This window comes from Hydrogenoanaerobacterium sp. (assembly GCF_032017025.1).
Classification (GTDB): Bacteria; Bacillota; Clostridia; order Oscillospirales; family Ruminococcaceae; genus Hydrogenoanaerobacterium.
Genome location: NZ_DALZQO010000016.1, coordinates 14594 through 41356 on the forward strand (window position 1 = coordinate 14594; position 26763 = coordinate 41356).

Genomic DNA, 26763 nt, shown 5'->3' on the forward strand with positions numbered 1-26763 from the left:
GCAAATCCCTCCTTAAATTATGATTCCGAGTAAGATATCCTCTACCGCATCCAAAATGCTAATCTTCGCCCACAGGAATACATTGGAGCCGGTGTCCGCCTCTTTAACTTCCTGTTCGCTCATTTTGGATGTATCCATACCCTTTGCCTTGAGATGGAGTTCCTGTGCCTCTAGGTCAATTCTGACTTCAGATTTTCCTCGCGCCAGAATCCCCTCCGCCTCCAGCTGCTCAAAATAACCCTTGATGGCGGTGATGAGCAGGCACTTGTTGTCGTAACTGTTGGGGTAACGCCCAATGAAGCTGTCCTGAGCAGTGCGGCGGATGTCGGTACGGATCATTTCCACCGTTTCTACAATCTTAATTTTCTTGAACGCCTCTCCCTTGTCTACCGTCAAAGTCGTTAAGCTGGTCACCCCGCGCCCGATTTTTACCTTTTCTCCGTCGTGGTAAAGGATTAGCTCACCTGCGTCGATTGCCGCATCCATCTCCACCTTGGTAAGTCTCTTGATATCGGTTACCTCGGGCAGTGGCGCGTAAGTACAGGATATGGTCATTGGCGTGCCGGCAAGCATACCGGCAATACGGCTGCAGTATTGCGCCGTGTTGTATGTTTTTCCGTCCGCTTTGATTTCATCCGTGGTAAAATTCACAACTCCCTCGCTGTCTGCTTTTACCTTTGGCAGCACCGCTTTCGGCGTGTAGTCGTTGGTGCGCTGTGTTTTAATCCAACCTGCAATTGTGGCAGCCTCCTCTTCTGAACAGTCCGCCGGGCCTGCAAGGTAATCCACCTGCTGCATAGCAAAATATCCGAGTGCCTCAGTCAGCTCAGCGGCATCTTTACCCAATCCTCATCATCAAACTCGCACTCGTTACACTTATTTTCTTGTGCCTGTTTTTTTGCTGCTTGCCTCACCTTGTCGGTGCACTTGGCGAGGGACATTTCTTTTTTGGTAATATCCTGTGCAATAAACTCCGCAGCCTGCGGGTTGCTTTCGCACAGCTTGATCATGAGCCTACCGGCGCGGCGCTCGGCCTGTCCTTTTTTATAAGGCTCTAGCTGCTCGTTGATAAGTGCAATTACTTTTTCTAACATTGTTTTATCCTCCGCTCTAAATTGCAGTTGACTGCGAAACCGTGTTTTCACAATTTAGCCTCAGCTGCTCTACTTTTTGATTTGGTAAATAGTCATCGTTATCAGCGGTCACGGGATATTTTACGAGGTAGTCTATCTACCGGCTGCAATGGTCAGTGATGGCATCTATAAACTCTTGTGCGTTGGCCATATTCTGCGGCACTGTTGCTTTTGCGGTATCCTCTGCCCAGCAGCGCACCCGCTCGGGTTTTGCTTTTCCAGCTCGCAGGTTTCGCTCGATGCGGCGAAATAGGCAGAGCATATCAAACTGCTGGTTTAACTTTTCAAATGTCAATCAACATCGCCTCCTCTCCCCGTATCGCTCGTGATTAGGTTTGATGAGGATGAGTCCGTACCGCTGGTAGGTTAACCCTGTTACCTCGCACACACCATTTTCGAGCGGAAACGTCGAATCGAATATATAGCCTTTGGGTGGTTTAGGTTCTTCGCGCCACGTTTTCGCGTTTACCCTGCGTTTCTCCACTTTTGGCTTGCTGAGGTTTTTGCTTGGTGTGTACCTCCGTCCGGTCCAGCCTTTTTGCTTGTACATTTCACTGGTTTGCTTGATGATGTAATTTGCAAGCTCCCTGTATTGCCCCTCTGAGTACAGCGGCACAAAGTATATCGTTCCATGTGTCCACAATTCCCGTACAATTCGGATATCCACATAATTCATAATCACGTGTATATGTACTGCACCCTTTTTCCCGATTTCGACCGCGTATATGTACTTAAACTCAATTTCTAGCTTTTTCAAGCGTGTTTGCATTCTCCTTATCCATTTCTGCACATGCTTTTGAGCTTCTTTCGGGTCTTTCGGTCTTTGTGGAGGAAAGAACTTGAGCGTTGTATGCAGGTCGCCGTGCTTAAAGTTTTCATTGATCAGCTGACGCAAGGTATCTTCTGCCAGCCTTTGATTGTTTTTCTGTACCGCCTCCGGGGTATTCCCTGTATTTTCTTTGCGAGGGATGTTATATCCGTACCGAGAGGATTGCGTTTTATATATCTCTTTGGTTTCTCCTGCTGTTACTTCTTTGATTAGATACTGGTGCTTATATTTCATCGGCATCACATCCTTGCTTCACTGTGGCTGGCTCGACGACTATTTAATATCCTTAAAAGTCATTGAAAGCGCACCACAGCGCCATTATTTTGGTTGACAGATGCCGCCATATTTGATACAATAAAAGTACAAAAAGACGGCATTGTCTTACGTATTAAACAGCTTTATCATCACTTTGGTCGGTGGGAGATAAGGCTGTTTTTTTGTGTTTATTTTTCAAGGTACATCCCTCAATCTTGGGCGTATTTTTCGGGTATCCATCCCCTGCTTGTCCTAACCATTGTTTCACTGATGGTGGTCCCGGGTAGCTTGATAATCATATGTATCTCGGCGGGCATGCTCATGCTCTCCGGCAAACTTAGCCTTTGGATGCCGCGGCAGAGCTCTCGCTTAAACAGATCCGCTGCATACGGTTTGCCTTTCCGCTCCGGCAACTTTGCAGTTGTCTGCAAAATCGGCTTTTGTTTGTCTGCTTTTTCGGCATCTGCTCTGCTCCTCTCTTTGTGCAGCGAGAACACTGTTATCCCGTTGCAATCTCCAGCCAGCGTAATTCTACCGGTGCCGCTGCATTGTTTTAACTTAATGCTATACTTAAAATGTGTGGCAATTCCGCTGAACGATATACCAGTGATTCGATACAGGTCATCCCCGATCGGGACGTTAACTTGCTTTTTCTTACTGTACAGCTCTATGGCTGCGGTGGAATCTTGCAACTTGAGTTCTTCTACGCTTAATACGCGCATTAATTTTCCACTCCTTGACTATATAATTGTTGATAACTTCTGCAATGCAGATAGTTGCAATGATTGCGAAACATCCTATTTCCATTTTTCCCCCTCGATTCTTAATGTTTGGGGCTTGTCCATTAAAGTCCCACTGTTATTTTTATCTTTATTTGTTGCCAATCTTTGTAAATCGTGGTAAAATCATGTCTAAGTGAGGGGATTGTTTTGAGAGAAAAATACTGGGCAATGTATGAAGAGCTGGTCACATCAAAATATTACTACTGGCATTACAGAGCTACTTCTACGTTAATTGATAATATTGTAAATGGCGTATTGTGCGTGGCGTCCGCTGTTAGTATTTCCTCTTGGTTAATCTGGAATAAACTACCGTGGCTATGGGCTTGTATCATATCTATTTCTCAGGTAATCGGTGCTGTTCGACATTTATTTCCATTCTCTCGCCAAATATCCGCTGTTAACCTTCTCAATCCAGAGCTAGATCTTTTGATTAATGAAGTTGACTACGATTGGGATCGTGTCGATAACCTTTCAGACGGAGAGATTAGCCGATTAACGTTTGAATATCAAGAGCAATTTATAATGCTAGAAAATAAGTATATCGGAAGTGCTTACTTCCCAAGGAACCATCGTTGCGAAACAAAAGCTGTTTCTGACCGTAAAGCATATTTTTTCCAACACTATCAAGTTACAGAATCTAACACATTGGAGGTATCAAAATGAGTAAAGACCCTATTCAAAGACCACTCTCCCCTAGACCAGAACCCTCCCGCCCCTCAGGCACTCCTAACCATGAAAATAGCGAAAAGAGAGGTAACGTGCCACCGTCAACAACTTCCACTCCGCCCCCACCACGAAAAAAATAATACTTATCTATTGAGGTTCGTCTAATGGACAACCTCAATTTTTATGCCTTAAACTTTTTTGCCAAAATCCTATAGAAAACGCAGCCCACATAAACCCCTAGTAGAAATACCATCAGATGTATTCCTATTTCGCACATGCTGTTTACCCCCTCCTTTTTTAAAGGCTTGTCCGCCTTACTTTTTAAAACATCTGCCTACCGTGAGTCCCAGCATAAATGCGCAGAGTATAATCGTGAGCATCAGCGCCCCGGCTTGTCCGTCATAACGGATTATCCCGAACATAGGTTTGTCCTCCTTTCTGGCAGCCGCCGGGCTAAACCGGCAACTCAGGGTGCTCAGCATAGAAATTTGACATCACATGCCCTGCGTTTTCCATCATTTTTTTAATGTGCGGCGCTTTTTCCTCTTCGCTCATCGTGCTGAACGGTACGACTGAGCCATCCCTTAGTTTTATGTACGATGAATACGTTAAGGGCTTTCGCATTCTTTTCATCACCTCGATTATATGTATGAATTATTAAGAATGTCCTATCCAAAAATAATTTGTAGATTATAAATCTACTTAGTTGGCAAAAAAAATATTTTCCTTTTCTTCTAAAGATGTTATGCCTAAAATTTCGCAGAACTTAGCAATTTCACTTGATTTAAACTCAGACATATTGTCTATTTTTCTTTGCAGCCCATAAGTAGTCAAATTCATTTGCTTCGCAATATTCCAATACTTTAACCCAGATGCCTTTACTTTCGTTCTTAATTTTACTGTATTGGTCAAGTTCAACACTTCCTTTCTGTAGATTTTTTAGCTACAATGTTATGTTAACACCTTGTTTCCTAATTGTCAACACATTTATGCAATAAATTCAATTTTTGTTGATTTTTAATAATCAATGTGTTATTATTATAGTATCCCATAGAGAGAGGGTATTGAGATGTCACATATAGGTATCAGAATTAGGCAAAGGCGAGAAGAGTTAGGTTACTCTCAGGATGAATTAGCTAAAAAGCTTGGCTATAAGTCTAGGTCAACCATAAATAAAATTGAGATGGGTGTAAACGATATTACACAATCAAAAATACAAGCATTTGCTGACGCTTTAGGGACGACGCCATCCAATTTAATGGGTTGGAACAATGAACCTTGCCATATTAACGATTCCGGATGCAGTGATGAAGAAATCTATAAGGCCGGCGGCATTTCTGTTGTTTCATACCCTCTCATCGCAATAATTGGTTCTGTTCGTGCAGGTTATGGCGGAATCGCCTATGAAGAAATCGTAGGATATGAAACAGCCGATGTGAAAAACCCGGAAGAGTGTTTTTATTTGGTTGTTCATGGCGACAGCATGGAGCCCGATATCCACGACGGTGACCTTGCCCTTGTTCGCAAGCAAAGCGATGTGGACAGCGGCGACTTAGCTGTAGTTATCATTAATGGCGATGAAGGGACACTCAAGAGAGTGGTTAAAGCTCAGGGTGCGCTCATTCTTCAACCTTTTAACCCTAGCCATGAAACCACTGTAATTACAGGCGAAATGCTAAATGAGGTTAAAATTGCCGGCAAGGTGCTTTATACAACATCAAAAAAACGATGGTAAACAAAAAATCCACCTAATCACTGATTAGGTGGTAAAATATTAAATAAAAAATCCGTCCGCTATTGGCGTAGCGAACGGACAAATGCAGAAATTCATCTACCCGACTAAAAGTAAATACGGAATAACTCTGCCCTTTTATTGTACCTTAAACACAGTAATTTGGCAAGTTATCTCTTGCTTACAAATATACTGTTTTGAGGTGAAAACAATGAAAATCGGTGCAGCTTATGTACGTGTATCAACGGACGATCAGCTTGAGTATAGCCCCGAAAGCCAGATAGATACTATACAAGCGTACGCTAAAGCCCATGATATCATCATACCGGAGGAATTTATCTTTCAAGAAGATGACGGTGTCAGCGGTCGCAAGGTAAAACGCCGCCATGAGTTTATGCGTATGATAGGTATTGCAAAAACGAAGCCTAAGCCTTTCGACGTTATATTGGTTTGGAAATTTAACCGCTTTGCACGAAACCGTGAGGATAGTGTTGTTTATAAATCAATGCTTCGCAAGGATCTCGGCATCGATGTTGTTTCGATAAATGAACCCCTGCCAGATGATGACAAACTGTCAATTCTCATGGAGGCTTTCATCGAAGCGATGGACGAATACTATTCAATAAACCTCGGTGAAGATGTTCGACGTGGTATGATTAAAAAAGCAAGCCGTGGCGAGCCTGTATCAACCCCACCGTTTGGTTATGATATTCGTGAAAAGCAATTTTATCCCAACCCCGATGCCACTCCTATTGTTCAAATGATTTTTCAGGAGTACCTTGCTGGCAAGAGTACTCGGGATCTGGCTCTTACCGTTACCGGTATGGGAGTGAGAACCGCACGAGGCGGTCGGTTTGAAAATCGTACTATCCAATATATTTTAAATAATCCTACCTACATTGGTAAAATACGTTACAGCCCTAATGGTCGCGCCGATCGAGACTTTGATAATCCCGATCTTATTATTTCCGATGGTTCTCATGAACCAATAATTGATAACGATACATGGGAACGCGTGCAGGCAAAACTTAAAGAATCTAAAAAATTATATTCAAAACATAGCCGCATTCGAGAAAAGCAGGATTTCATGTTGCAAGGCCTTGTAAAATGCAGCAATTGTGGTGCTACACTTACACGCAGCTCGCGTAACTCTTTACAGTGCAACAAATATGTACATGGGTTATGTGATGTATCTCACTATATCACAATGAAGCTTATTATCCAGGCAGTAATCGAATGTATTGAGGAAGATTTCAAGTCTGCGAATTTTGAAATTATCAATAAAAGTATTCCTTCTAAGGTTGACATGTCAAACATTTTTGAATCTCAGATTGCCCGCGAGAAGCAAAAGCTAGAACGTGTAAAGTTTGCCTATGAAAACTGCGTAGATTCTCTTGAAGAATACAAGGAAAACAAGCAAAAAATATTGGACGCATTAGCACATCTTGAATCTCAGCAACCCACTCCTCCCGCTCCAATTACAACGCGAGACTTTATTGAAAAACACAAAGATGCCCCTCAGCTTCTCCGGGATTCAAGTATAAGCGAAACCGAAAAAAACAAGCTCCTGCGCACGTTCATCGACCAGATTGTTTTTTATCGTAAAAAGAATCATGTTCAGATTATTTACTATGCTTAAATACTATCACCTTTTTCTACATGGTGGACCCGACGGCGAAATGGGCGCTGCAACCCGCTATCTAAGCCAGCGTTACGTCATGCCTTATAATGAAGCAAAAGCAATTTTGACCGACGTAGGGACTGAAGAACTCGCACACGAAGAGCTCGTTTCAACCCTTGTATATCAGCTGACACGTAACCTGACCCCAAAGCAAATTAAAGACGGCGGCTTTAGCGATTACTTTATCAACCACACCACCGGTGTTTACCCCTGCAATGCAGACGGTCAACCGTTTTCTGCGGCGACCCTGCAATCCACCGGTGACCCAATCGCCGATCTGTTTGAGGACATGGCCGCAGAGCAAAAGGCGCGCATTACCTATGATAACATTCTGCGCCTCGTAGATGATCCCGACGTGCGCGATGTCATTAAATTCTTGCGTGAACGCGAAATTGTCCACTTCCAGCGTTTTGGTGAATCGCTGCGCGTTGTACAAGACCACCTCGACTCAAAGAACTTCTACGCATTTAACCCCGCATTTGACACCCCCAGAAGATAATACACAAAGAACATACCCCCTCCTCCTGCATTTGTGTACAGGGCGAGGGGGATTTCTCATTTGTTCTCTATTGTACATAGGGCAGCAGATAACCGTAGCCTTCCTCCTGCATTTTGCTCTTTGGCACAAAACGGATTGCCGCACTGTTGATGCAATAACGCAATCCCCCGCGCTCACGCGGGCCGTCATCAAAGACATGGCCCAAATGCGCATCGCCCACACGGCTGCGAACCTCACTGCGCAGCATTCCGTGAGAGGTATCGGTCGTCTCGCGTACCACATTCGGGTCGATTGGGGCCGAAAAGCTTGGCCAGCCGCAGCCCGATTCAAATTTATCACCCGAGAAAAACAACGGCTCACCCGAAGTGATATCGACATAGATGCCTTTTTCATCATGGTTCCAATATTCGTTACGAAAAGGCGGCTCGGTTGCACTGTGCTGCGTCACCTCGTACTGAAGCTCCGTCAGCTGCTGTTTCAACTCAGCCTGTGCAGGTACAGCATACTGTGCCGGGTCAACCAGCGCCTGCTTTGCCTGCTGAATCTTATCCCAACCGATATGGCAATAGCCGCCGGGGTTCTTGTCCAGATAGTGCTGGTGGTACTCTTCCGCCTTGTAGTAGCTCTCAAGCGGCTTTACCTCGATGGCAATGGGGCGGTCATAACGTGTTTGAAGCCGGGCAATCGAGGTGCGAATTACATCTTCATCCTCCTGCCTCACAAAATAGATACCGGTGCGGTACTGGCTGCCGACATCGTTACCCTGCCGATTCAGCGAGATAGGGTTGATTGCCTCATAATAAAGATTCAACAGAAACGGCAGGCTGATTTTATCCGCATTATAATCGACACGCACCGTTTCGGCATGGCCTGTATTCCTACGGCAGACATCCTCGTAGGTAGGGTTTTCGGTTTTGCCGTTGGCATAGCCCACCTCGGTTTCTGTCGCGCCGTTTATCTCCTGCATGTATTTTTCAAGCCCCCAAAAACAGCCACCTGCCAAATAAATCTGCCTGCATGTCCCCTTCATCAAATCAATCCTTCCCATTCTTTTCTTTGTATTGTCCTTATTATAGGTTGGCCGTTTGTATAAAACAAGCAGAATAAAAAAAGTCCGTGCTTGGCACACGGATTTTTTTACAGACGGCACTTTTGAAGAAATAAGCGGATGTTGCCCTCTTCACTTTTTCTGTCTACACCATGGCGCCCCATGCGGTCGCATAAGCCCAGCAGCGCTATCTCTTCCACGTCGGTCTGTTCTTTCATCCCTTCAACATTGGCAAACGGCATAGAGCGAACCACAAACAAAATTTGCATATGCCACCGTACAAGCCCCACTACCTGCTCGATAAAGCTTTCATCCTCGGTAAATTCCTGCAAAAACTGCCGCGCCTTTACAGCGCCTACCTTATCGTGGTCGTAGGAGGTAACCCTGTCCCTTTTTTTCCTTGTCGTATCCGCCTTGCCAATGTCGTGTAGCAGCGCCGCCCACATCAATACATCGGGGTTTTTGCTCTGCTTTTTCACTTTTGCCGCCTCATCAATCACCAGCATAGTATGGTTCCATACGCTGCCCTCGGGGTGATGCTGAACAGACTGCGGGGTTTCTTTCAGCTTGCTGAGCATCGTAAACGGAAAAACAGAGAAAAACAAATCATCCTGAATTGCGTTAAAATATTCAGAAGGCTGGGCATCTGTGAGCAGATGCTCATTTATCTGCTTGAACATCAAATGCTTTTCAATCATTTTTTGTTCTCTTCATTGGCATTGTTCAGCCCAAATACGGCTCTTGCACTCTCTGCCTGAGGGTCATGCTTAATATTCTTTGAATGGAACTTGCCATCTTCCTTTTTTCCATTCTTGGTGCTCTTCTTTTTGTTATCGGTGCTCATATTCAATCTCCATTTCATTCATTTTTATTAGTTTATGAGTTTTAAACAGTTTTATGAAGATGGAATAATATTCAAATAGGCAGTTGAATGATACTGCTATAGACGTTTCGCCAGTTCGTCCAAATTGGTAAAAGGCGGGGTGCATGCATTGTTTTCACAGATGTAGTAAGCCGTTTTGCCGTCTTTCAGCCTATAATTTTCAATCAGCTCCACAAGCTGCTCCGTCTTACCGTCACCGGTAAGGTCTTTCACCAAAACAACCGTGTTGGGTAAAAAACGGCTGCGCAATATGCCCTGTAGTTTTTGTACATCTTCACTGTTTTCTGTAACACAAACAATTTCTTTGGTGGTGTAAAGGGCGGATATCATCGCCATCAGCGCAAAGCTGTACCCTGCGGGGTAATGCTCCATGCTGCCGGCCAAAAACTTGAGCTGTCTATGGGCAAGTTCCTCAAGCTGGGGCTTACCGGTCAGCTTTGCCAACCGAATAAGCACATACGCTGCAACCGAGTTGCCCGAAGGAATCGCACCGTCATAGGTCTCTTTGGGGCGCAGGATAAGATTTTCGCTGCCTGCACCGTAAAGATAAAACCCACCGCTTTCTGCGTCGCTGAACAACTCTGAAATCTGCTGTGTGAGAAACAAAGCTTTTTCTAAATAGTTTGCTTCAAAGGTTGCCTCATAGAGGGTGAGTGCTGCCCATGCGGTAAAGGCATAATCGTCGAGATACCCACCGCCCGCCGATTCACCGTCGCGGTGGCGGACACACAGCCTGCCATCCTCGGTTGTCAGCATCTGCCTGTTAAACTCCATTGCTCTTTCTGCCGCCTCACGGTAACGTTGCGTTCCCAATACTTGATACGCCTTTGCGAATGCCACAATCATCAATGAATTCCAAGAGGTTAAAATTTTATCGTCTTTATGAAGTGCGGTGCGGGTGAGGCGGTATTCGTACACTTTTTTGCACAGGGCTTCAATTCTGTCATCGGCTTTGTCATAAGCAGCGTTTTCTATGAGGTTTGGAATGCTGCTACCTTCAAAGTTACCCTTTGCGGTAATATCAAAATACTGGTTAAAATATGCTCCGTCCTCTTCTCCCAGCAGGTTGATGATCTCATCCGGTGTAAACACATAGTATTTTCCCTCAACCCCCTCACTATCTGCATCCTGTGCGCTGTAAAACCCGCCGTCTTCACTCGTCATTTCGCGCAGAACGTAGGTGAGTGTTTTTTCCGCAACCCGTCGGTACAGTTCATTCCCCGTCAGCTGATACGTCTCCAGGTAGGCGATGGCAAGCAGTGCATTGTCGTAAAGCATTTTTTCAAAATGGGGCACCAGCCAGCGCCGGTCGGTTGAATAACGCGAAAAACCAAACCCGATGTGATCAAACAGCCCGCCTTTGTACATCTGCTGCAGTGTTTTTTCCACCATAGATAAAGCAGACTTATCTTGTTCTAACGCACTGTAGCGAAGCAGAAACATCAGATTGTGCGGTGTGGGGAATTTGGGCGCGCTGCCAAAACCGCCAAACCGCACATCAAAGCTTTTGGCAAACAGGCTTTCTGCTTGCTCGGTAAGCTCTTTTGAGAGCCTGCCCTCGCCCGTTTCCTGCTCTTGTTTTTTCATAATTCCGGTAATCTTTCCCGCAGAGTCAAGCAGCCTACCCTTATCCTGCCGCCACTGTGTCGCCACCGTCTGCAGAATATCGAGTATGCCCGGCATATTGTAGCGCGATCGTTTTGGAAAGTATGTGCCCGCAAAAAACGGTTTTTGCTCCGGTGTCATCAGAATTGTCATCGGCCAGCCGCCCGAGCCCGTGAGTGCCTGGCACACGTTCATATAAACCGAGTCGATATCGGGGCGCTCCTCTTTATCCACCTTGATTGCAATAAAATTACGGTTCAGCGCCTGCGCCACCTCATCATCTTCAAACGACTCCTGCTCCATGACATGGCACCAATGGCAGGTGCTGTAGCCAATGCTCAAAAAAATAGGTTTATCCTCCGCTTTGGCGTGGGCGAAGGCCTCTTCTCCCCAAGGGTACCAATCTACCGGATTGTAGGCATGTTGAAGGAGATAGGGGGATTTTTCATGTATGAGTTTATTGGATTTTTTGTTTGAATTAGCCGTACTATCACTTCCTTCCAGAAACTGTTTGAGCCTAGTATACCCTGAAATAAAAAAGATAGCAAAAATAGTCATGCGAAGTCCTTAGCTTGACCGTTATTGAAAAAAGCCCCGCTTATAAAACAATTTTTTCTTGATACAATATATACTATTATAAAGCTTCAAAGGAGGCCATTTATGAATCAAGGGCAGAAACAATTTTCAGATTATATTTTGAAAAGAGTAAAAGAGAACAAGATTGAGGAAGCGAGAGCATTGCTTGCAGAAAACTTTAGAAAACAGACCGAGGGCAGCTTTACACATGATGATATCGCACAGTTTGCTTCTAAAATAATTGCCTTGTTAAAACCAGATAAGATAGAGGAAGTACAAGCGGTAATAGAGCAGTTTTCTGAACATTTTAGTCACTAAGCAGTAACTTTATATTGAACCATAAAGACCGATATTGTTTTACAAAATAAGGGTGTATTCTGTTTAGAATACACCCTTAGCATTTGTTTGGAGATAACTTCCACCCTGTAGTATCTCGCTTTTTTTGGTCTTGTTACCAGTTCAGCAGAACGCTGCCGAACCGGCTGATATCCTCTTTGAGTACTTTTACTGCCAGCTCTGAGTCTCGTGCACGGATGCACCTTATAATTTCAAGATGCCCTTCAATTCCCATAGAAAATTCAGTTTTGTGCCACTGGTTCCAGTGCATTTGTGCATAGGCTCTTGTTAGTATATTCATGCTCTCTTTCAGCTTATCGTAGATGTACTGGTTTTGAGCATAGGAATTCAGCCGCAGGTGAAACCGTATGTTGTTGTCCCAATGTTTCCAAATATCCACCTCTTGGGGGATGCTGCAGCACTGACGAGTATATTGTTCCAACTCGTCAATTTCCTGATCCAACATTTTTTTTGCGGCTATTCGTACACATTCGCTTTCCAGTATCATCCTGTATTCAATAATATTCTGAATATCTGTTTCGGTTATCCTCACAAGCTCATAGCCATAGCGGGGGATACTGCGCAGAATCCCCTCGTTGCACAGCTCTATCAGCGCATCTCTCACAGGTGATTTGCTTACCTGATACTTTTCAATCAGCATCTTTTCGCTGATGATGGTATCTTGAGTGTAGTTCCCCTGCAAAATATCGCTCAGCACGGAGTTGTAGATTTTATTTTTTAGGGAACCGCCCTGTGCCATCCTGCTTCTCTCCTTGTCTGTCGCTGTACCGTCTCATTTCTGTCATTTGCCAATCATAATGTTGAGGATCTCGACATCGGTGGATTTCATACCCACTCTGCCCATTCTACCGAGGTTTTGGATCGTGTGCTCGACATCCCCTTGCACCAGACCCTCGCCCGGCTGAAATACCCGGTCTTTTTTGGCCATCAAAAAGCCCATAATTCCCGCATCTACTGCGGATGCAATCTTGGCAGCGCAGGACGGTTTTGCACCGTCGCACACCATGCCACCGATGTTGCCGATGGTATTGACGATGGTTTTTGAGATGTCCTCGTATCTGCCGCCGTGCAGGTAGGTGATGCCGCAGCCCGCCCCACAGCCTGCACTGGTTGCACCGCAGTAAGCCGAAAGGCTGCCGATGTATTTTTTCTGGTGAATGGAAATTAGGTTTGCAACCACCAACGCACGGTATAACTGCTCTTTGCTCGCGCCCAGCTCGTATGCGTACTCAATTACGGGCAGCGAAACGGTCATACCTTGGTTGCCGCTGCCGGAATTGATGACAACCGGCAGTGCACAGCCACTCATGCGAGCGTCCGACCCGGCGGCACTTCTTGCACGTGCACGCACTCTAACATCATTGCCGTAAAATTCCAGCAGGGTTCTGCCCACCTCGGTGCCGTAGCTGTGTTTCAGCCCCTCATCCGCAATGGCAGTGTTCATCTCGATCTGGCGATCCAAAAGCTCACTGACATCGTCAATGCATACGGTATCGGCAAACTCAATAATATCCTTTACGTTGAGCAGCGATTTGTCGCCCGTTTCAGCGGTATTTGAGATATCATCCTGTTTATAAATAACTTCGCCGTTTTTGGTAATTTTGGTAATATGCGTGTGTTTGGATTTGATTTCTACGGTCGCAGATTGTTCGCCCGCCCACGCTTTTGCAATGATATAGAGGTTTTCTACCCCTTCAATCAGGCTGCATTTGCAGTAACCGTTTGCAACGAGTTGCTTTGTTTCTTCAATATGCTCGGGTGTAATCGACTGGAGCACCTCCAGGTTTTTATCTGCTCTGCCACCCACAACGCCCAGCACCGCCGCAACATCAATGCCCTTTAAGCCACCGGAATTGGGTACTGTTACGCCTTTTACGTTTTTGATGATGTTGCCGCTGCAGGCCATCTCAATGGACTGCGGCCTGCAGCCCAGCACCTCACACACCTTGGCCGCTGCAAATGCAATTGCAATCGGCTCAGTGCATCCAAGTGCCGGTATCAGTTCACTTTTTAATATTGCCAAATAATGATTGTATGTGCTTTTATCCATGTAACAATACGTCCTCTCTTACCTGCAGCAGCACTGGTATAGTCCTTCAAAGATTAGTTTGCCCACTACAGAGCCGCCGTCCAGCAAACCAATGCTTTTTTCTCCGTAATAAGCCGCCCTGCCATGCACCGATTTCATTGCTTTGGTACTTTCAGAGCCCGCTGCCGCTGCGTCATATGCTGCCTGAAACGCCGTCTTAGCATCTGCCGCGCTGTTTGCTTTTAGTGTTTCCACTGCGGGGCACAACGCATCCAGAATGGTTTTTTCACCCGGTTTGGATTTTGCCTTGTCCATAATTTTTTCAACCCCAGCACACAATGCTTCTGCTGTTTCGGCGAGGGTTGTCTCCTCTTTGCCCTTAAGCGCTTTTGCCATACCCATTAGGCCAAACGAGGTGATGGTGCCCAGCGAGGAGGGCGCAGCCTCGTTGAATACCGTGCTTGATTTCAGCAGCAGCTTGCCGAGGTCTTTTTCCTCGGCATCGGCGAGATAATCTGCCACAGCCTTATAGCCTCCGCTCATCGAAATTCCCAAATCTCCATCGCCGTTTTGCTGGTCAAGCTCAATCAGATAATCCTTGTTTTTCAGCATAATATCGCTGATGACAGCAAACGCTTCTTTTAACGTAGTTGCGTTCATTTTTCTTCCTCCTATTTGTTTGCGTTGGTGTAGAATGGTGTGGATGCGGGGCTTCTCAGCAGCTCTTTCAGCTGATCGTCCAGCTTGAGCACCGTAATGGAAAGACCCGCCATTTCCATGGAAGTTGCAAACTCGCCTACATGCGGCATATAAATGGTAACGCCCTTATCTGCGAGCAGGAGGTGCAGCTTGCGATAAACAATCAGCAGCTCTTCCAGCGGGGTTGCGCCCAACCCGTTCACCATAATCGAGACCTCGTCTCCCTTTTCCAGCGGCATATCGGCGAGAATTTTCTCCAAAACAGTCTGTGCAACCTCATCTGCGGTCATCATTTTACGAACCTCAATACCGCGCTCTCCGTGAATGCCCATACCAATCTCAATTTCATCATCATTGATTGAGAATGTGGGCTTACCCACCTCCGGTACAATGCAAGGAGAGAGTGCAACACCCATCGTTCTGGTGCAATCCAAAGCTTTTTGCGCTACCTGCGCAACCTCATCCAGGCTCATCATTTTTTCGGCTGCAGCACCGGCGAGCTTAAATGCATATACCATTCCGGCAACGCCTCTTCGTTTGTCCGCTGCCTCCTTGGGGCTGGACGCAACGTCATCCTTGACGCGTACGGTTCTGGTTTCCACATCGTCAAATTCCACCAGCTCGCAGGCCATATCAAAGTTCATGTTGTCGCCGCCGTAGTTTCCGTACAGGCAAAGCACACCGCTTCCGTAGTCGCACGCCTTAATCATGTCCGCCATCTTCTGCGACGAGGGGGATGCAAACACATTTCCCACTGCGCATCCATCCAACATGCCCTGCCCGACATAACCCAAGAATACAGGGAGATGCCCGCTTCCGCCTGCTGTTACAATACCTACCTTGCCCTTTTTCACGGGGTAGTTGGTGAGGATGACCCGTTTGTCCTCGTTTAAAAGCTTTACGCGGTCGCCATATGCAAAAAGAATGCCTTCTATCGTCTCATCCACAAAGTTTTCCGGTTTGTTGATAATCTTTCTCATAGCTTCCTCCAATTTGCCCGAAAGCGCAGACAAAATTACACTGCTGTGTCATTTCGTACTGCGCACCGGGCTTGTTATTTTTATATGTGGTTATGCACCCAAATAGGCACGTTTTACCTCTGGGTTTTCCAACAGACTCTTTCCTTTTCCCTCAAGGATGACATTACCGGTTTCTAGCACGTAACCCCTATCGGCGATGGAAAGCGCCATAGACGCGTTTTGCTCGATGAGCAGCACGGTTTTGCCTTTTTCTCTGATTTTTAGAATCAGCTCAAAAATTTCTTCCACGACGATCGGTGCAAGCCCGAGCGAGGGCTCATCCAGCATGATGATGTCGGGTTCCATCATTAACCCTCTCGCAATCGCAAGCATCTGCTGCTCACCGCCCGAAAGGCTGCCGCCGCCCTGCGTTGCACGCTCTTTCAGCCTTGGAAAGAGCAGGTAGTTCTCTTCAATCAGCTCTGCTACCCTGTCTTTTTTCAGCGATGGATTGCCGAGCGTGCCCGCAATCAAATTCTCGTAAACCGTAAGCGCGGGGAATATCTTTCTGCCCTCGGGCACATGGCTCAGCCCCATTTTAACAATTTTATCGGGCGCTTTTCTGGTGATATCCTCGCCTTTAAAGGTGATTTTACCCCTTGCCTTCTCCACCAGACCGGAAATTGACATTAGTGTTGTGGTTTTGCCCGCGCCGTTACCGCCAATGAGGGTGATGATTTCGCCCTGGTTTACCTCAAGGTTTACGTTGGTGAGCGCGGTTATGTAGCCGTAGTTTACCGAAAGGTTTTCTATTTTAAGCATTTACTTTAACCGCCTCTCCTGCAATGATTCCCTTGCCGAAATATGCCTCATGTACATGGCGGTCGGCCTTTACAACATCGGGCGTACCCTCGCAGATTTTCTGCCCAAAGTTGAGCACCAAAATGCGGTTGCAGGAGTTCATTACAAATTTCATATCGTGCTCAATCACCGCAATGGTGTATCCGTCATGATTCAGCTGTTTGATAAATTCCATCAGTGACTGTGTCTCCAGCGGGTTCATACCTGCCGCTGGCTCGTCGAGCAGAAGAATTTTCGGGTCAAGAGCGAGGGCTCTTGCAATCTCAACCTTGCGCTGAATTCCATAAGCGAGGTTGCCCGCCATCGTATCCTTATACTCGGAAAGCCCTACCTTCTCCAAAATCTCAAGCCCTTTTTGCACTGCAAACTCTTCGTCCTGCTGATAGGTTTTAGTATGCAGAATAGAGTCGAGCATTTTTGTTTTGGTGTGGATATGGAACCCGATTTTGACGTTTTCCAGAACAGACATGTATTTGAACAGCTGAATGTTCTGGAAGGTTCTTGCCATTCCTTTTTTGGCGATCTGCTCGGAGTGCAGGGAGGAGATTTTTTCTCCATCCAGCCAGATTTCACCCTTGGTGGGCTGATAAATGCCGGAGCAGATGTTGAAAAAGGTGGTTTTTCCCGCACCGTTTGGGCCGATGATACCAAAAATATCACCCTTGTTGATGGACATATCCACGCCCTCAACCGCTTTCAAGCCCCCAAAGTATTTACAAACACCTTTTGCTTCCAGAAGAGCACTCATGCGCGCACCTCCTCTTTCTTTTGTCTGACCGATTTTGGTTTGGTTATTTTACCGCCCGCCAGGATACTGTCGGAAGCGCCGACCAATCCCTGTGGTCTCCACCACATCATAACTATAATGAGTATTGCGTAGGCAACCATTCTCCATTGGCCAACCGGTCTTAAAATCTCGGTTAAGAAGTTTACGATAACGGAACCGAAGATGGGCCCGACCAACGTACCTTGCCCGCCGATAATGACCATAGAGAGGATGTTAAAGCCCTCATCAAGGCTGAAGAAAGTGGAATCGATAAACCGCACATAGGGAGCATACGCCGCACCCACAACGCCCGCCCAGAAAGCGCCGTACATAAAGTTGAGTGCTTTGTACCGGGAGGTTTCAACTCCCAGCGATTTTGCTGCGAGCTCGTCCTCACGAATCGACATCCAAGCCCTACCCAACCTAGATTTGATAACCCTGTTTGTAACAAACACAAACAGAACCGCAATTGCGAGAAAAATATAGTAATAGGTTTTGGAGTTTTTGATTTCGAGGCCGAAAAGCACAGGAACGGGAATCCCCTTAATGCCCATTGGGCCGCCGGTGAGCCATTCCCAGTTTAGCGCAATGAGGCGCACAATTTCTGAGAAGCCAAGGGTTACAATCGAAAGGTACATACCCTTCATCTTCAAGGTGGGCAGTGCAATCAGCAGGCCGATGATTGCCGTAACAATACCCGCAACCGGCAGCAGCAGCCAAAAGTTAAGCCCCAGCCTGGTTGCCAGAATTGCCTCACAGTAGGTGCCAATGCAGAAAAAGCCCGCATGACCGATACAGGTCTGTCCGCTGTAGCCGTTAATCGCGTTCAGCGAGCCGGCGAGGGTCGCATACATCAGAATACGGCACATAATGCCCATAACGTAGCTTTTGGGGAAAAGCACCGGAACAAAAAGGAGAAGCACCAACAGTGCCAGCATACAGATGAGCTTATGCTTTTTATAAATTGCCTTGCATGTTTCAATTATTTCTGACATTAAGGGCGCACTCCTTTCTTGGAAGCGAAGCCTTCCGGTTTGATGATGAGCACCAGGATGAGGAAGCCAAACGCAAAGATATCACGGAAGCTTGCGGAAGAAATGGTAATGCCGAGGTTCTCGATAATACCGATGCACAGACCGCCCAATGCAGAGCAGCGGATATCGGTAAGACCGCCGAGAACCGAGGAGGAAAACGCCTTCATACCCATAGAGCCGCCCATGGTGGCACTCAGGGTTTGATAATATATTGCAAGGAGCATGCCGGCAACACCGCCGAGGCCGCAGCCGATGCAGTTGCCGATCATCGCGGTTCTTTTTACGTTTACACCCATCAGATAAGCCGCGCTTTTGTCCTGGCTTACCGCCCTTAACGCAATGCCCCATTTTGTCTTATAAAAAAACAGCGAAAGAAGAATTGCCAGTACAACAACCGTTATAATAACGATAACCTGTACCATTGAAATTTGCACCGTGCCGAAGTTGAAAAACTTATTTTCAACCACATTCAGCATCGGTTTTTGGTTTGGACCAAAGATAATCTGAGCAAGGTTTTTAATCAGCATACTGGCACCAATGGTGCAGATAAGAGAAATATGTCTCGGCGCATTAAAGAATCGCTCGTAACAAACCTTGTAAACAAACATACCGATAAGCCATGATGCAAGAAAACTTGCCGCGACACCCAGCAGCAAATTGTTGCCGCATGCCTCAAAAACATAAAAAGACGCAAACGCACCAATCATAATTACTTCACCGTGTGTGAACGTAACCATGCCTACCACACCAACAACAACCGAGTATCCAATTGCCATCAGCGCGTATATGGCGCCTTGACACAATCCGTTGATCAACTGATTGAGAAAATACTCCATAAATGCTCCCCCCGAAACATATTTTAACAGCCTGATACTCAAAGTGCTTTGCAATTTGTATGATTGCAAAGCACTTCGGTAGCAGTTTTTTTAGAAGAATGATCGCAGCAGAATTACTCCACAGAGTAATCGAAGCCTTCTTTTACAACATACTTGCCGTTTTCAACACCGCAGATTAGGTACTGCCTTGTGATATCGCCTGCTTCATTAAATTTAATGGGACCGGTTACACCCTGCATTTCAACCTTGGCAAGGTTGTCACGAATCGTCTGTCTGGTTACTTCGCCGTCGCCGCTGGCTTTGATTGCCTCTGCAAGCAGGTTAACGCAATCGAACGCGCAAGCGGGATGGATGGTAGGCTCAAAGCCTGCTTTGGAGACAAACTCATCTTTCCATGCAGTAATCTCAGCGTCTGCAGGGTCAAAGAAGAACGGAGAGGTGAGCAGCAGACCTTCTGCATTTTCGCCGCAAAGGTCAATCAGCTGCTGCGAAGTACCCGGGCCCAGTGTGGTGATGGGAACATCCCAGCCTGACGATTTGATTTGGTTAATGATCTGAGGAACTGCACCCTGATCCATAATACATACGGTATCGGGGTTTGCAGCCTTCAGCTTTGTGATTAAAGAGGAAAAGTCCTTTTCGTCCTGTACATAGCTTACGGTTTCCACAATCTCCAGGCCTTCAACATCCGCCTGTTTTTTGAAGTTATCGTAGCAGGATTTACCCCAGTCGCTGTTAATGTAGATGACACCCAGCTTTTTAGCGCCCATATATTTGTTCAGAATATATTTTGCATAGAAAGGGGCCTCGCCGTCCTGACGGCCCATGATGCTGAAGCAGTACTCGCTCATAGCAGCATAGTCGGGGTTGGAAGCCGTGGGAGAAAGCTGAACAATGCCTGCCTCATCAACAATCGGCGCGTTTGCCATACAAGCACCCGATGGGAAGTCGCCCAAAATTGCCAGAATCTCTTCATCGTCGGCAAACTGTCTTGCAAGGTCGGAGCTTTCTTTTTGGTCACCCTTAGAGTCTTTGATTACGAGCTCCAGCTTGTAACCGTTGGCGCCGCCGGCTGCGTTGATTCTGTCAACAGCCATTTGCATTCCAACCTCAAAGCCTTTGCCGTACTCAGCATTTGTGCCGGTGAGAGGGGCAAGTACACCAAATTTGATGGTGCCTTTTTCTGCGGGGGCTGAACCGTCTGCAGCCGGAGCAGAGCTAGATGCGGGAGCCGATGCACACCCTGTGAAGATTGCGGTGATCATCAATACGCTAAGAACCAGTGCGATTAACTTTTTCATGATTTTCCTCCTAAAAACGTTGTTTCGTTCCGTATGTAAAAACCATTTGTCCTTGCAGATTATTTGTGGAAGCGCAGTTTACAAGAATCGCAGCCTTTTGCAATGGTGTCGGTTAATTCCAAAGTCATGCCCATAGCCTCTGCAATGCCTCTGTCGCCATCCATTGCAATATCGCAAAGCTTTGCACATCTTTCATCGCTAAAGCCCAGCTTCTGCCATGCATTTACCAGTGCACAGTAATGGAAATCTACGCTTACCTCGTCGTAAGACGCTTTGATGTTATCCATCTCAAAGGTTTTAACGCCAACCTCACCCAAAAATGCATCTTTGAAATCCTCGCCGTTCTCGGGGTTCTTGCAGGCTTCTTTGAAGCCCTCTCCATGAATTAGGCCGCAGCGCTTGATTGCTTTTCTTGTCAGCGTCTCTGCATCCAGTCCTGCTTTTTCAGCCTCGTCGTAGATGAGACCCATCCATGTTGCTCTGTGCTCAATTTGAGCTCTGTTGATTTCAATTTTCTCTTCTGCTTTTTTTGCTACGTTTTTGATGTTAGACACGATTTTTTCCTCCTGAATTTGTGTTTTATTTTGAATCGCAGTGTTCGCGTTTCATTCTCATTGTAAGAAATCCAAGTCGCTAGATTTTTAATAATATATCTGTAATATGTTAGTAATAATATCAGAGAAGCATTCAAAAAGCAATATATTTCTTTATTTTCCACAGAATGCATTGATTGTCAGTCCTCAATTTGTGGGTTATGACTAATTTCACTTTCACAGGAGCCCGAACGGTACATTTCAAATGTTGACAATTGCATTTTACCTGTTATCATTAAGATATATTTTATATTGGAAAGGTATGTAAGGTGTTTGCAAAATGGCGAACGAGGGTAGCTTAAAATCAAAAATATATGCCGCAGTTTTTGAAAGCATTATCAAAGGGGAATACCAGCCAAACGATGTTCTCAGCGAAAAAGGGTTAGTCGAGAAGTTCAATGTCAGCAAATCGCCGGTACGCGAAGCTTTGATTGAGCTTTGCAACGAAGGCGTTTTGCGCAGCATCCCACGCTATGGCTACGAGGTCATCCGCCTTACCGACCGCGATGTGCAGAATATTCAGCGGTTTCGGCTGGTTCTGGAGTGCGGTTGCCTTACACAATATTGGGAAATGATTACCCCCAAACACATTGAGCATCTCGAGCAGATGCTTGAGGAAGATTACCGTGGCAGCTTAGAGCACGACGCCCTAATCCATTGGGCGAAAAACTCCAAGTTCCACCTCGCACTGATTTCCTGCTTTAACAATGAGTATATTTATCGCAGCTTAAAGGCTTCGCTAACCACACTGTCCCGGGCATATGCACAGTTTTATTGGGATAAATGGCATAAGACTGAGTTCGTGAGTTTTGCCGGCGGACATAAACAGTTCTTAGAGCACCTGAAAAACAACGATAAGGAAGCAGCGGTATTGTGCCTGCAAAAAGATATCAGCGGATTTGATGACTTAGATTCCAAATAGCATAAAAAAAGAAACGAAGCTTATTTAAGGCTTCGTTTCTTTTCCTTTATACAACATAAATAATGCTAACACCGCCAAGTTTCTGCTCAATTTGCGCCCTCAAAAACTCCTCCGCATCACTGCGTATCTCGGGGCGATAACAATATTTGCCGCGCCCGCGCACGGTCATCAGCTCCTTATCATACAGTTCAACCGCGCTGGGAAAAGCTTCATTATTGATCATACGGTGAATATAGCTGTAGGTCATAAAAATAATTTCGATAAAGAGCTGTTTTTTCGCTTTTTCTGAAAGAGTGTCTGCCAATTGGGTAAGCAGTTCAGAGTACTGCCTGCGCCAGTCGCCTGTCAAAACCACAGGTGCAATTAAAATACCGGTGGGGTACCCCGCCTCGCACATTTGATTGATCGTATTAATGCGCTTCTTAAGCGGTGATGTGCCAAGTTCAATTTTATTGATAACCTCCTGCGGGTTTACACTCATGCGGAAGATAACACGCCTTCTATGATTGAGGGGCAGCAGCGCCTCAACCATATCGAATTTTGTGGGAAAGGTCAGAAAGCCTTTTTCGTTTCTTCCAAATTCAGTGATTGTCCACTCAAGATTGCGGGTAATGGTATTTTCCAAAACAAGATCGCTGTTGCTGCCTATTTCAAAGGTGAGCGGGCGATCACTTTTGTTTGCAGTTTTGATGAGCTTTTCAAGCATCTGCTCACGGTTTACAAACAGACGCAGATAAGCACACTTGTTGTAGTTGCAAACCAGATAGCAATACAAGCACATAGCACTGCAGCCCGATGACGTATATGGTACAAGGTAATCCGATACCTTGTGGTTTTCTACATATTTATGCGTCTTTCTTATCCCAATAATCAAATTGCGTTTCATCTTGGCAAACTCAGAGTTTTGTTTCGCCTGCATCTGTTCAATGCGGTTGTGGCTCTCAATTTCAATCCATGGGATATTATTAAACTTTTCATGCAAAATTCTTCCTAGATCATAGTCTAAGCTGTTTGACTCATAGTAAACGTTGTCAAACTTCATACCATCACTCCTTAACAGCAATAGTATAAGCAGCTTAAGCCCATCTAGTATTCTTGCTCTATTTTTTTATAATTCTGCCCTCTCGCAGCGCAATCTCGGTCATTACAATCGAAAAAGTACGCTGATATTTTCGGATGAGCGGCAGCTCCTGTTCCGTCACAATCGAAACTGAAAGCCCTTCGGTTTCGCCGCGCCCAGCCCTGCCCGAACGGTGCAGATAATCCATCGGGTCATCGGAAATGCTGAGGCTGAACACAGTGGATACCTCTGCAATGTGCAGCCCGCGCGCCGCAATATCGGTTGCGATCAACAACGAAACTTTACCGGCAGAAAAATCTGCAATCGCTTTCTGGCGCTCTTGCTTGGCACTGGTGCCATGGATATACGACACATTCAGCTTATGGTATTTCAGCTTGGCGGCGGCAACCTCGGTTTCCTCCGGCTTATTGATAAATACCAGTGCACGCTGCGGCTGAATGATTGAAATCAGCTTGCGCAGCGTCTCCAGCTTATCGCGCGATTGCACCACGGTATACAAATGCTGTATATTTTCGGGGATTTTGTAAGTTTCAGTGGTTTTAACCAGCTCTGTATCCTTTGCAATTGCACCCGCCTGCTCCAGGGTTTTTGCAGAAATACTTGCAGATACCAGCACCACTTGAGTATCGCGCATCACCGCTTTGCGGATGGCCTTAACTCCCTCAATGTTCTGTTTATCGAGCATCTTGTCTGCTTCATCAATCACAACTGTTTGGACGGTATGCGCCGTAATTTTCTTTTTTTGAATCAGCTCGTTGATTCTGCCACAGGTACCAATAATAACCTGTGGCTTGTCACGCAGCTTTTCAATCTGCCCTTTGATGTTGACATCGCCAAAGATTACCACTGATTTGAGAGGGATCCCCGAGTTTTCAGCCAGTATCTCTACTTGACGGTGCACCTGCATGGCGAGTTCCTGCGTTGGCACCAAAACCAGCATTTGCATGGTTTTGTTCGGCTCGGTTTGTTTGGCGTATAGCGGTAGCAGGTAGGCAAGCGTTTTGCCCGAACCGGTTTCCGACTGTATGATCACATTTTTATTTGCCATCAATTTCGGAATTGCCATCCCTTGAATTGTGGTCGGCTCCTTTATCTGTTGTGCGGCAAGCGCTTGCACAAGCGCATCGTTTAAGCCCAATGCTTTAAAATTCATTGTTATCCTCATTTACTCGAAATTTTATAGTATCATTTTATCCTATTATATTTATTTTATCAGTGTATCTGTCTTTTGCAAGGCTGTCAATGTTATTGTACTTTTTTTGCTGCTTTATACCCAAAATTAACAGCAAAAAGCCCCCTGCCGTTGGAGATCGGCATGGGGCTTTTGGGCTATGGGTTTATTAACTTTTAAGAGTTAATTATTTGCGTTTTGCAACAGCGATACCAGCAATAGAAACGACAGCCATAGCTACAGCCAGGCCTACGAAATCGTTAGCGCCGGTGTCGGGGTTTTTCTCGCCAGTGGTGTTGGAATCGTCTTTGTCATCGGTAGGTTCGTTGGTATCTACAGATTTCAGTGCGATGTCGGAAACAACGTAGTTGCCCAGTTTGTTGGTTTTGATGGTGAATGCAGCAGCATCCTCATCGTATTTAGCGTCTTTGAGAGCAACCAGTTTGCCGTTCTCGTTGGAGTAGATGTAAGGAGCAACCAGTTTGCCGTCTTTGTTCTCGATCATCTCAGCAGGGATGGTGAGAGTACCGCTTCTGCGGAAAGTTTTGTTGTTGCCAGCGAAGTAGTAAACAGAGAGGTCAGCCTCAGGGTTTTTGTCTTCGAGAGCCTCATCTTCAGTGTCGAGTCTCAGGAACAGGTCTTTCTGACCAGCAGCGTTAACAGCAAATACTACGTCGTTGTCGAAAACCATCTCAACATCGTCGCAATCGTCAAAGCTGATTACCTGGCCTTTGAGAACGCTGTATGTAGAAGCGTTGTCTACCTCGTAAGCAACCTCGGTGTTGATTTCAGCTACAGCAGCTTCAGTTTTACCGGAATCGATTACGTAGTTCTCTTTACCGTAGATGTTTACAGACATCTCCAAAGCTTTGCCTTCCATCTGGAATTTGTCAGCAGTTTTGAAGGTGATGTAAGCTTTTTTCTCAGCGCCATCTTTTTTGATTACAAAAGCAGGCTTAGAAGCGATGTAAGAAGAGCCCTCTTCGATGCTGGTCCTGAGTTTGTAGTTGTCAAGTTTGGACAAAGAGTCGATTTCGCCAGCTTCGTCTTTTACATGCATGTAGTAAGTGGTGTTAGCAGGCAGAGTGCCGTCTTTGTTCAGAGCAGCATCTTCCATTTTGTCGTTTTTGTAGGTGAGAAGCTTGTTCTCAACAGAGATGTTGTTTGCTTTGCCTTTTGCATCAGCAGCAAAAGCAACCGTTGTCATGCCGAAAGCAAGAACAACCGCAAGTACAAGAGCAAGTACTTTTTTCATTGTGAATTCCTCCATAAATTTTGTTTTGTCTGTCAGGCGGGCTCTCCATTTCCCACTTAACGTAACCCTAGTATAGCCGTACAGGTTACAAAAGTCAATACTTTTGGAAGAAGTTTTGTAACTCTTCTGTAATTAGTTGTTTCGAATTTCCAATTAATTGTATTCGTTTTACAGTACAAAACGGAATTTATTGCATTTTAGTGCTTATTCTTTTTTCCAACATATTACAAAATGTTATAATTTCCAGTTTAGCCCAAATTTACTCTTTTTACTGCTTTTTGACTAAAATTCATCTGTTTTCTTTTAAAATTTTAGCTGCAAAAAAGCACCTGAGAGCAAGCTCAGGTGCTTGGTTATTATATTCTCACCACAGTAAGTCAAGCATATCGACATTCAGCCGGTAGGTCACATCCTTACGTTCTACAATCACATGAATTCTCTGTTTAAGTTGTTCATCTTCCAAAATGCGCGCGAGCAGTTCTTTTGTAGGGTTTATGGCAAATGGGTTGCCTACCAGCTTGAGCATTGAGAAATCGCCGGTTGTATCTCCATAGGCATAGCTGGCAGAAAGGTCGATGTCATGCTTTTGCGCCATTTCCAACACAGCCTTGCGTTTGCTTACAGAATCCCACATTGGTATAATCTCACCGTTGTAGGTTCCGTCGTCACCCACCTGATAAATCGTTCCTCTAAAATCATCCATGCCATATTTTTGAGACATTTCGCACACCAGCTCTACAGGTGAACCCGAAATCGCAATTACCTTATGCCCCTGTGCCTTATGCCATTTAATTCGCTCACGCGAATAGGTGTATACCCGCTCACCTTTTTGCTCAATCACCTTTTGTGCAATGTAGGCGATGTGAAACGAATTGGTATTGATAACGGTATCGGTGTAGATATCTACCATTTTCTGCAGATATGTATCGTAGTCACCTACACGTTTATCCCATTTGGTAAATGCCGGCTCAACCTCACTGTACCATTTGCTGTCATCAATCAGTTCATATTTTATCATCTTTTTAAACATTTCGCTAATCATACCCTCACGGGAAATTGTGCCGTCAATATCAAAAAAAGCCGCACAGTTTGCCATGCCAGTCACTCCTTCCAATCTTATTACTGCCTATTTTCATATCTATAGTATACGCAGGACTCAAGCAGATATCAACCCAATTTTAGGTTGATTTCAGCAACGAAATCAGGTTTT

General features: G+C 45.6%; 31 protein-coding genes. 6 read left to right on the forward strand and 25 right to left on the reverse strand.

Translation table 11 applies throughout. The features are described 5' to 3' along the window. Positions 1-12 precede the first annotated feature (12 nt). The 5 genes from RTV33_RS10330 to RTV33_RS10350 form a co-directional block, all read right to left on the reverse strand. Positions 13-846 carry a phage tail sheath C-terminal domain-containing protein gene (locus RTV33_RS10330; RefSeq protein WP_312644001.1) on the reverse strand — a complete coding sequence of 278 codons (834 nt, stop codon included), beginning with the start codon at positions 844-846 and terminating at the stop codon, positions 13-15. Next, positions 822-1094 (reverse strand): hypothetical protein, encoded by a 273-nt coding sequence (locus tag RTV33_RS10335; RefSeq protein WP_312644003.1) that lies wholly within the window; start codon positions 1092-1094, stop codon positions 822-824. Before RTV33_RS10335 ends, RTV33_RS10330 begins: the two co-directional genes overlap by 25 nt. Positions 1095-1230: 136 nt before the next feature. Beyond that, positions 1231-1428: a hypothetical protein gene (locus tag RTV33_RS10340; protein ID WP_312644005.1), complete on the reverse strand. Its 198-nt coding sequence runs from the start codon at positions 1426-1428 to the stop codon at positions 1231-1233. Beyond that, entirely contained in the window at positions 1429-2196 is a 768-nt protein-coding gene (locus RTV33_RS10345) for a hypothetical protein (RefSeq protein WP_312644007.1), read from the reverse strand. 230 nt (positions 2197-2426) lie between these two features. After that, the gene (locus RTV33_RS10350) at positions 2427-2939 is read right to left on the reverse strand and encodes a hypothetical protein (protein ID WP_312644009.1); all 513 of its coding nucleotides are present in this window, start codon (positions 2937-2939) and stop codon (positions 2427-2429) included. A 207-nt stretch (positions 2940-3146) separates the two neighbouring features. Here RTV33_RS10350 and RTV33_RS10355 point away from each other — a divergent pair, with 207 nt between their 5' ends. Continuing rightward, on the forward strand, positions 3147-3662 hold the full coding sequence (locus tag RTV33_RS10355) for a hypothetical protein (RefSeq protein WP_312644011.1): 516 nt from the start codon (positions 3147-3149) through the stop codon (positions 3660-3662). A gap of 456 nt (positions 3663-4118) precedes the next feature. Here the strand turns inward: RTV33_RS10355 and RTV33_RS10360 are convergent, their stop codons facing one another. Then, a complete protein-coding gene (locus tag RTV33_RS10360) occupies positions 4119-4289 on the reverse strand; it encodes a hypothetical protein (RefSeq protein ID WP_312644013.1) in 171 nt (56 codons plus the stop codon). A 78-nt stretch (positions 4290-4367) separates the two neighbouring features. After that, on the reverse strand, positions 4368-4577 hold the full coding sequence (locus RTV33_RS10365; RefSeq protein WP_312644015.1) for a hypothetical protein: 210 nt from the start codon (positions 4575-4577) through the stop codon (positions 4368-4370). Positions 4578-4734: 157 nt separating this feature from the next. Here RTV33_RS10365 and RTV33_RS10370 point away from each other — a divergent pair, with 157 nt between their 5' ends. From RTV33_RS10370 to RTV33_RS10380, 3 genes are all read left to right on the forward strand, one after another. After that, on the forward strand, positions 4735-5400 hold the full coding sequence (locus RTV33_RS10370; protein ID WP_312644017.1) for a LexA family transcriptional regulator: 666 nt from the start codon (positions 4735-4737) through the stop codon (positions 5398-5400). Positions 5401-5608: 208 nt separating this feature from the next. After that, positions 5609-7036 (forward strand): recombinase family protein, encoded by a 1428-nt coding sequence (locus RTV33_RS10375; RefSeq protein ID WP_312644019.1) that lies wholly within the window; start codon positions 5609-5611, stop codon positions 7034-7036. Then, the gene (locus RTV33_RS10380; protein WP_312644021.1) at positions 7029-7577 is read left to right on the forward strand and encodes a manganese catalase family protein; all 549 of its coding nucleotides are present in this window, start codon (positions 7029-7031) and stop codon (positions 7575-7577) included. Before RTV33_RS10375 ends, RTV33_RS10380 begins: the two co-directional genes overlap by 8 nt. Positions 7578-7644: 67 nt before the next feature. On the opposite strand, the gene msrB is transcribed toward RTV33_RS10380, so the two are convergent. From msrB to RTV33_RS10400, 4 genes are all read right to left on the reverse strand, one after another. Further along, the gene (gene msrB, locus RTV33_RS10385) at positions 7645-8607 is read right to left on the reverse strand and encodes a peptide-methionine (R)-S-oxide reductase MsrB (RefSeq protein WP_312644113.1); all 963 of its coding nucleotides are present in this window, start codon (positions 8605-8607) and stop codon (positions 7645-7647) included. Positions 8608-8714: 107 nt separating this feature from the next. Beyond that, positions 8715-9323 (reverse strand): HDIG domain-containing metalloprotein, encoded by a 609-nt coding sequence (locus RTV33_RS10390; protein ID WP_312644023.1) that lies wholly within the window; start codon positions 9321-9323, stop codon positions 8715-8717. After that, the gene (locus RTV33_RS10395) at positions 9320-9469 is read right to left on the reverse strand and encodes a CPC_1213 family protein (protein ID WP_312644025.1); all 150 of its coding nucleotides are present in this window, start codon (positions 9467-9469) and stop codon (positions 9320-9322) included. The genes RTV33_RS10390 and RTV33_RS10395 overlap by 4 nt, the downstream gene beginning before the upstream one ends. Before the next feature lie 96 nt (positions 9470-9565). Next, positions 9566-11671 (reverse strand): thioredoxin domain-containing protein, encoded by a 2106-nt coding sequence (locus tag RTV33_RS10400; RefSeq protein WP_312644027.1) that lies wholly within the window; start codon positions 11669-11671, stop codon positions 9566-9568. 102 nt (positions 11672-11773) lie between these two features. Here RTV33_RS10400 and RTV33_RS10405 point away from each other — a divergent pair, with 102 nt between their 5' ends. Further along, positions 11774-12007: a hypothetical protein gene (locus RTV33_RS10405; protein WP_312644029.1), complete on the forward strand. Its 234-nt coding sequence runs from the start codon at positions 11774-11776 to the stop codon at positions 12005-12007. A gap of 133 nt (positions 12008-12140) precedes the next feature. Here the strand turns inward: RTV33_RS10405 and RTV33_RS10410 are convergent, their stop codons facing one another. The 10 genes from RTV33_RS10410 to RTV33_RS10455 form a co-directional block, all read right to left on the reverse strand. After that, the gene (locus RTV33_RS10410) at positions 12141-12785 is read right to left on the reverse strand and encodes a GntR family transcriptional regulator (RefSeq protein WP_312644031.1); all 645 of its coding nucleotides are present in this window, start codon (positions 12783-12785) and stop codon (positions 12141-12143) included. Positions 12786-12827: 42 nt separating this feature from the next. Then, positions 12828-14096, reverse strand: coding sequence for an L-serine ammonia-lyase, iron-sulfur-dependent, subunit alpha (locus RTV33_RS10415; protein ID WP_312644033.1), 1269 nt, complete (start codon positions 14094-14096; stop codon positions 12828-12830). An 18-nt stretch (positions 14097-14114) separates the two neighbouring features. Beyond that, positions 14115-14735: a dihydroxyacetone kinase subunit L gene (locus RTV33_RS10420; protein WP_312644034.1), complete on the reverse strand. Its 621-nt coding sequence runs from the start codon at positions 14733-14735 to the stop codon at positions 14115-14117. An 11-nt stretch (positions 14736-14746) separates the two neighbouring features. Continuing rightward, positions 14747-15754 carry a dihydroxyacetone kinase subunit DhaK gene (locus RTV33_RS10425; protein WP_312644036.1) on the reverse strand — a complete coding sequence of 336 codons (1008 nt, stop codon included), beginning with the start codon at positions 15752-15754 and terminating at the stop codon, positions 14747-14749. A gap of 90 nt (positions 15755-15844) precedes the next feature. Continuing rightward, complete coding sequence (locus RTV33_RS10430; protein WP_312644038.1) at positions 15845-16555, reverse strand: ABC transporter ATP-binding protein; 711 nt, start codon at positions 16553-16555, stop codon at positions 15845-15847. Then, positions 16548-17342: an ABC transporter ATP-binding protein gene (locus tag RTV33_RS10435; protein ID WP_312644040.1), complete on the reverse strand. Its 795-nt coding sequence runs from the start codon at positions 17340-17342 to the stop codon at positions 16548-16550. Before RTV33_RS10435 ends, RTV33_RS10430 begins: the two co-directional genes overlap by 8 nt. Then, entirely contained in the window at positions 17339-18355 is a 1017-nt protein-coding gene (locus RTV33_RS10440) for a branched-chain amino acid ABC transporter permease (protein WP_312644042.1), read from the reverse strand. Before RTV33_RS10440 ends, RTV33_RS10435 begins: the two co-directional genes overlap by 4 nt. Next, the gene (locus tag RTV33_RS10445; protein ID WP_312644044.1) at positions 18355-19230 is read right to left on the reverse strand and encodes a branched-chain amino acid ABC transporter permease; all 876 of its coding nucleotides are present in this window, start codon (positions 19228-19230) and stop codon (positions 18355-18357) included. Before RTV33_RS10445 ends, RTV33_RS10440 begins: the two co-directional genes overlap by 1 nt. Positions 19231-19343: 113 nt before the next feature. Beyond that, a complete protein-coding gene (locus RTV33_RS10450) occupies positions 19344-20531 on the reverse strand; it encodes an ABC transporter substrate-binding protein (RefSeq protein ID WP_312644046.1) in 1188 nt (395 codons plus the stop codon). A 59-nt stretch (positions 20532-20590) separates the two neighbouring features. Next, entirely contained in the window at positions 20591-21085 is a 495-nt protein-coding gene (locus tag RTV33_RS10455; protein ID WP_312644048.1) for an L-2-amino-thiazoline-4-carboxylic acid hydrolase, read from the reverse strand. A gap of 319 nt (positions 21086-21404) precedes the next feature. Here RTV33_RS10455 and RTV33_RS10460 point away from each other — a divergent pair, with 319 nt between their 5' ends. Continuing rightward, entirely contained in the window at positions 21405-22046 is a 642-nt protein-coding gene (locus RTV33_RS10460; RefSeq protein ID WP_312644049.1) for a GntR family transcriptional regulator, read from the forward strand. A gap of 46 nt (positions 22047-22092) precedes the next feature. Here RTV33_RS10460 and RTV33_RS10465 read toward each other — a convergent pair whose 3' ends face one another. From RTV33_RS10465 to RTV33_RS10480, 4 genes are all read right to left on the reverse strand, one after another. Beyond that, the gene (locus RTV33_RS10465; RefSeq protein ID WP_312644051.1) at positions 22093-23088 is read right to left on the reverse strand and encodes a spore photoproduct lyase family protein; all 996 of its coding nucleotides are present in this window, start codon (positions 23086-23088) and stop codon (positions 22093-22095) included. Between the two features lie 58 nt (positions 23089-23146). Then, the gene (locus RTV33_RS10470; protein WP_312644053.1) at positions 23147-24280 is read right to left on the reverse strand and encodes a DEAD/DEAH box helicase; all 1134 of its coding nucleotides are present in this window, start codon (positions 24278-24280) and stop codon (positions 23147-23149) included. 205 nt (positions 24281-24485) lie between these two features. Continuing rightward, the gene (locus RTV33_RS10475) at positions 24486-25553 is read right to left on the reverse strand and encodes a hypothetical protein (RefSeq protein ID WP_312644055.1); all 1068 of its coding nucleotides are present in this window, start codon (positions 25551-25553) and stop codon (positions 24486-24488) included. Positions 25554-25917: 364 nt separating this feature from the next. Continuing rightward, positions 25918-26649 (reverse strand): HAD-IB family hydrolase, encoded by a 732-nt coding sequence (locus RTV33_RS10480; protein ID WP_312644057.1) that lies wholly within the window; start codon positions 26647-26649, stop codon positions 25918-25920. Positions 26650-26763 lie beyond the last annotated feature (114 nt).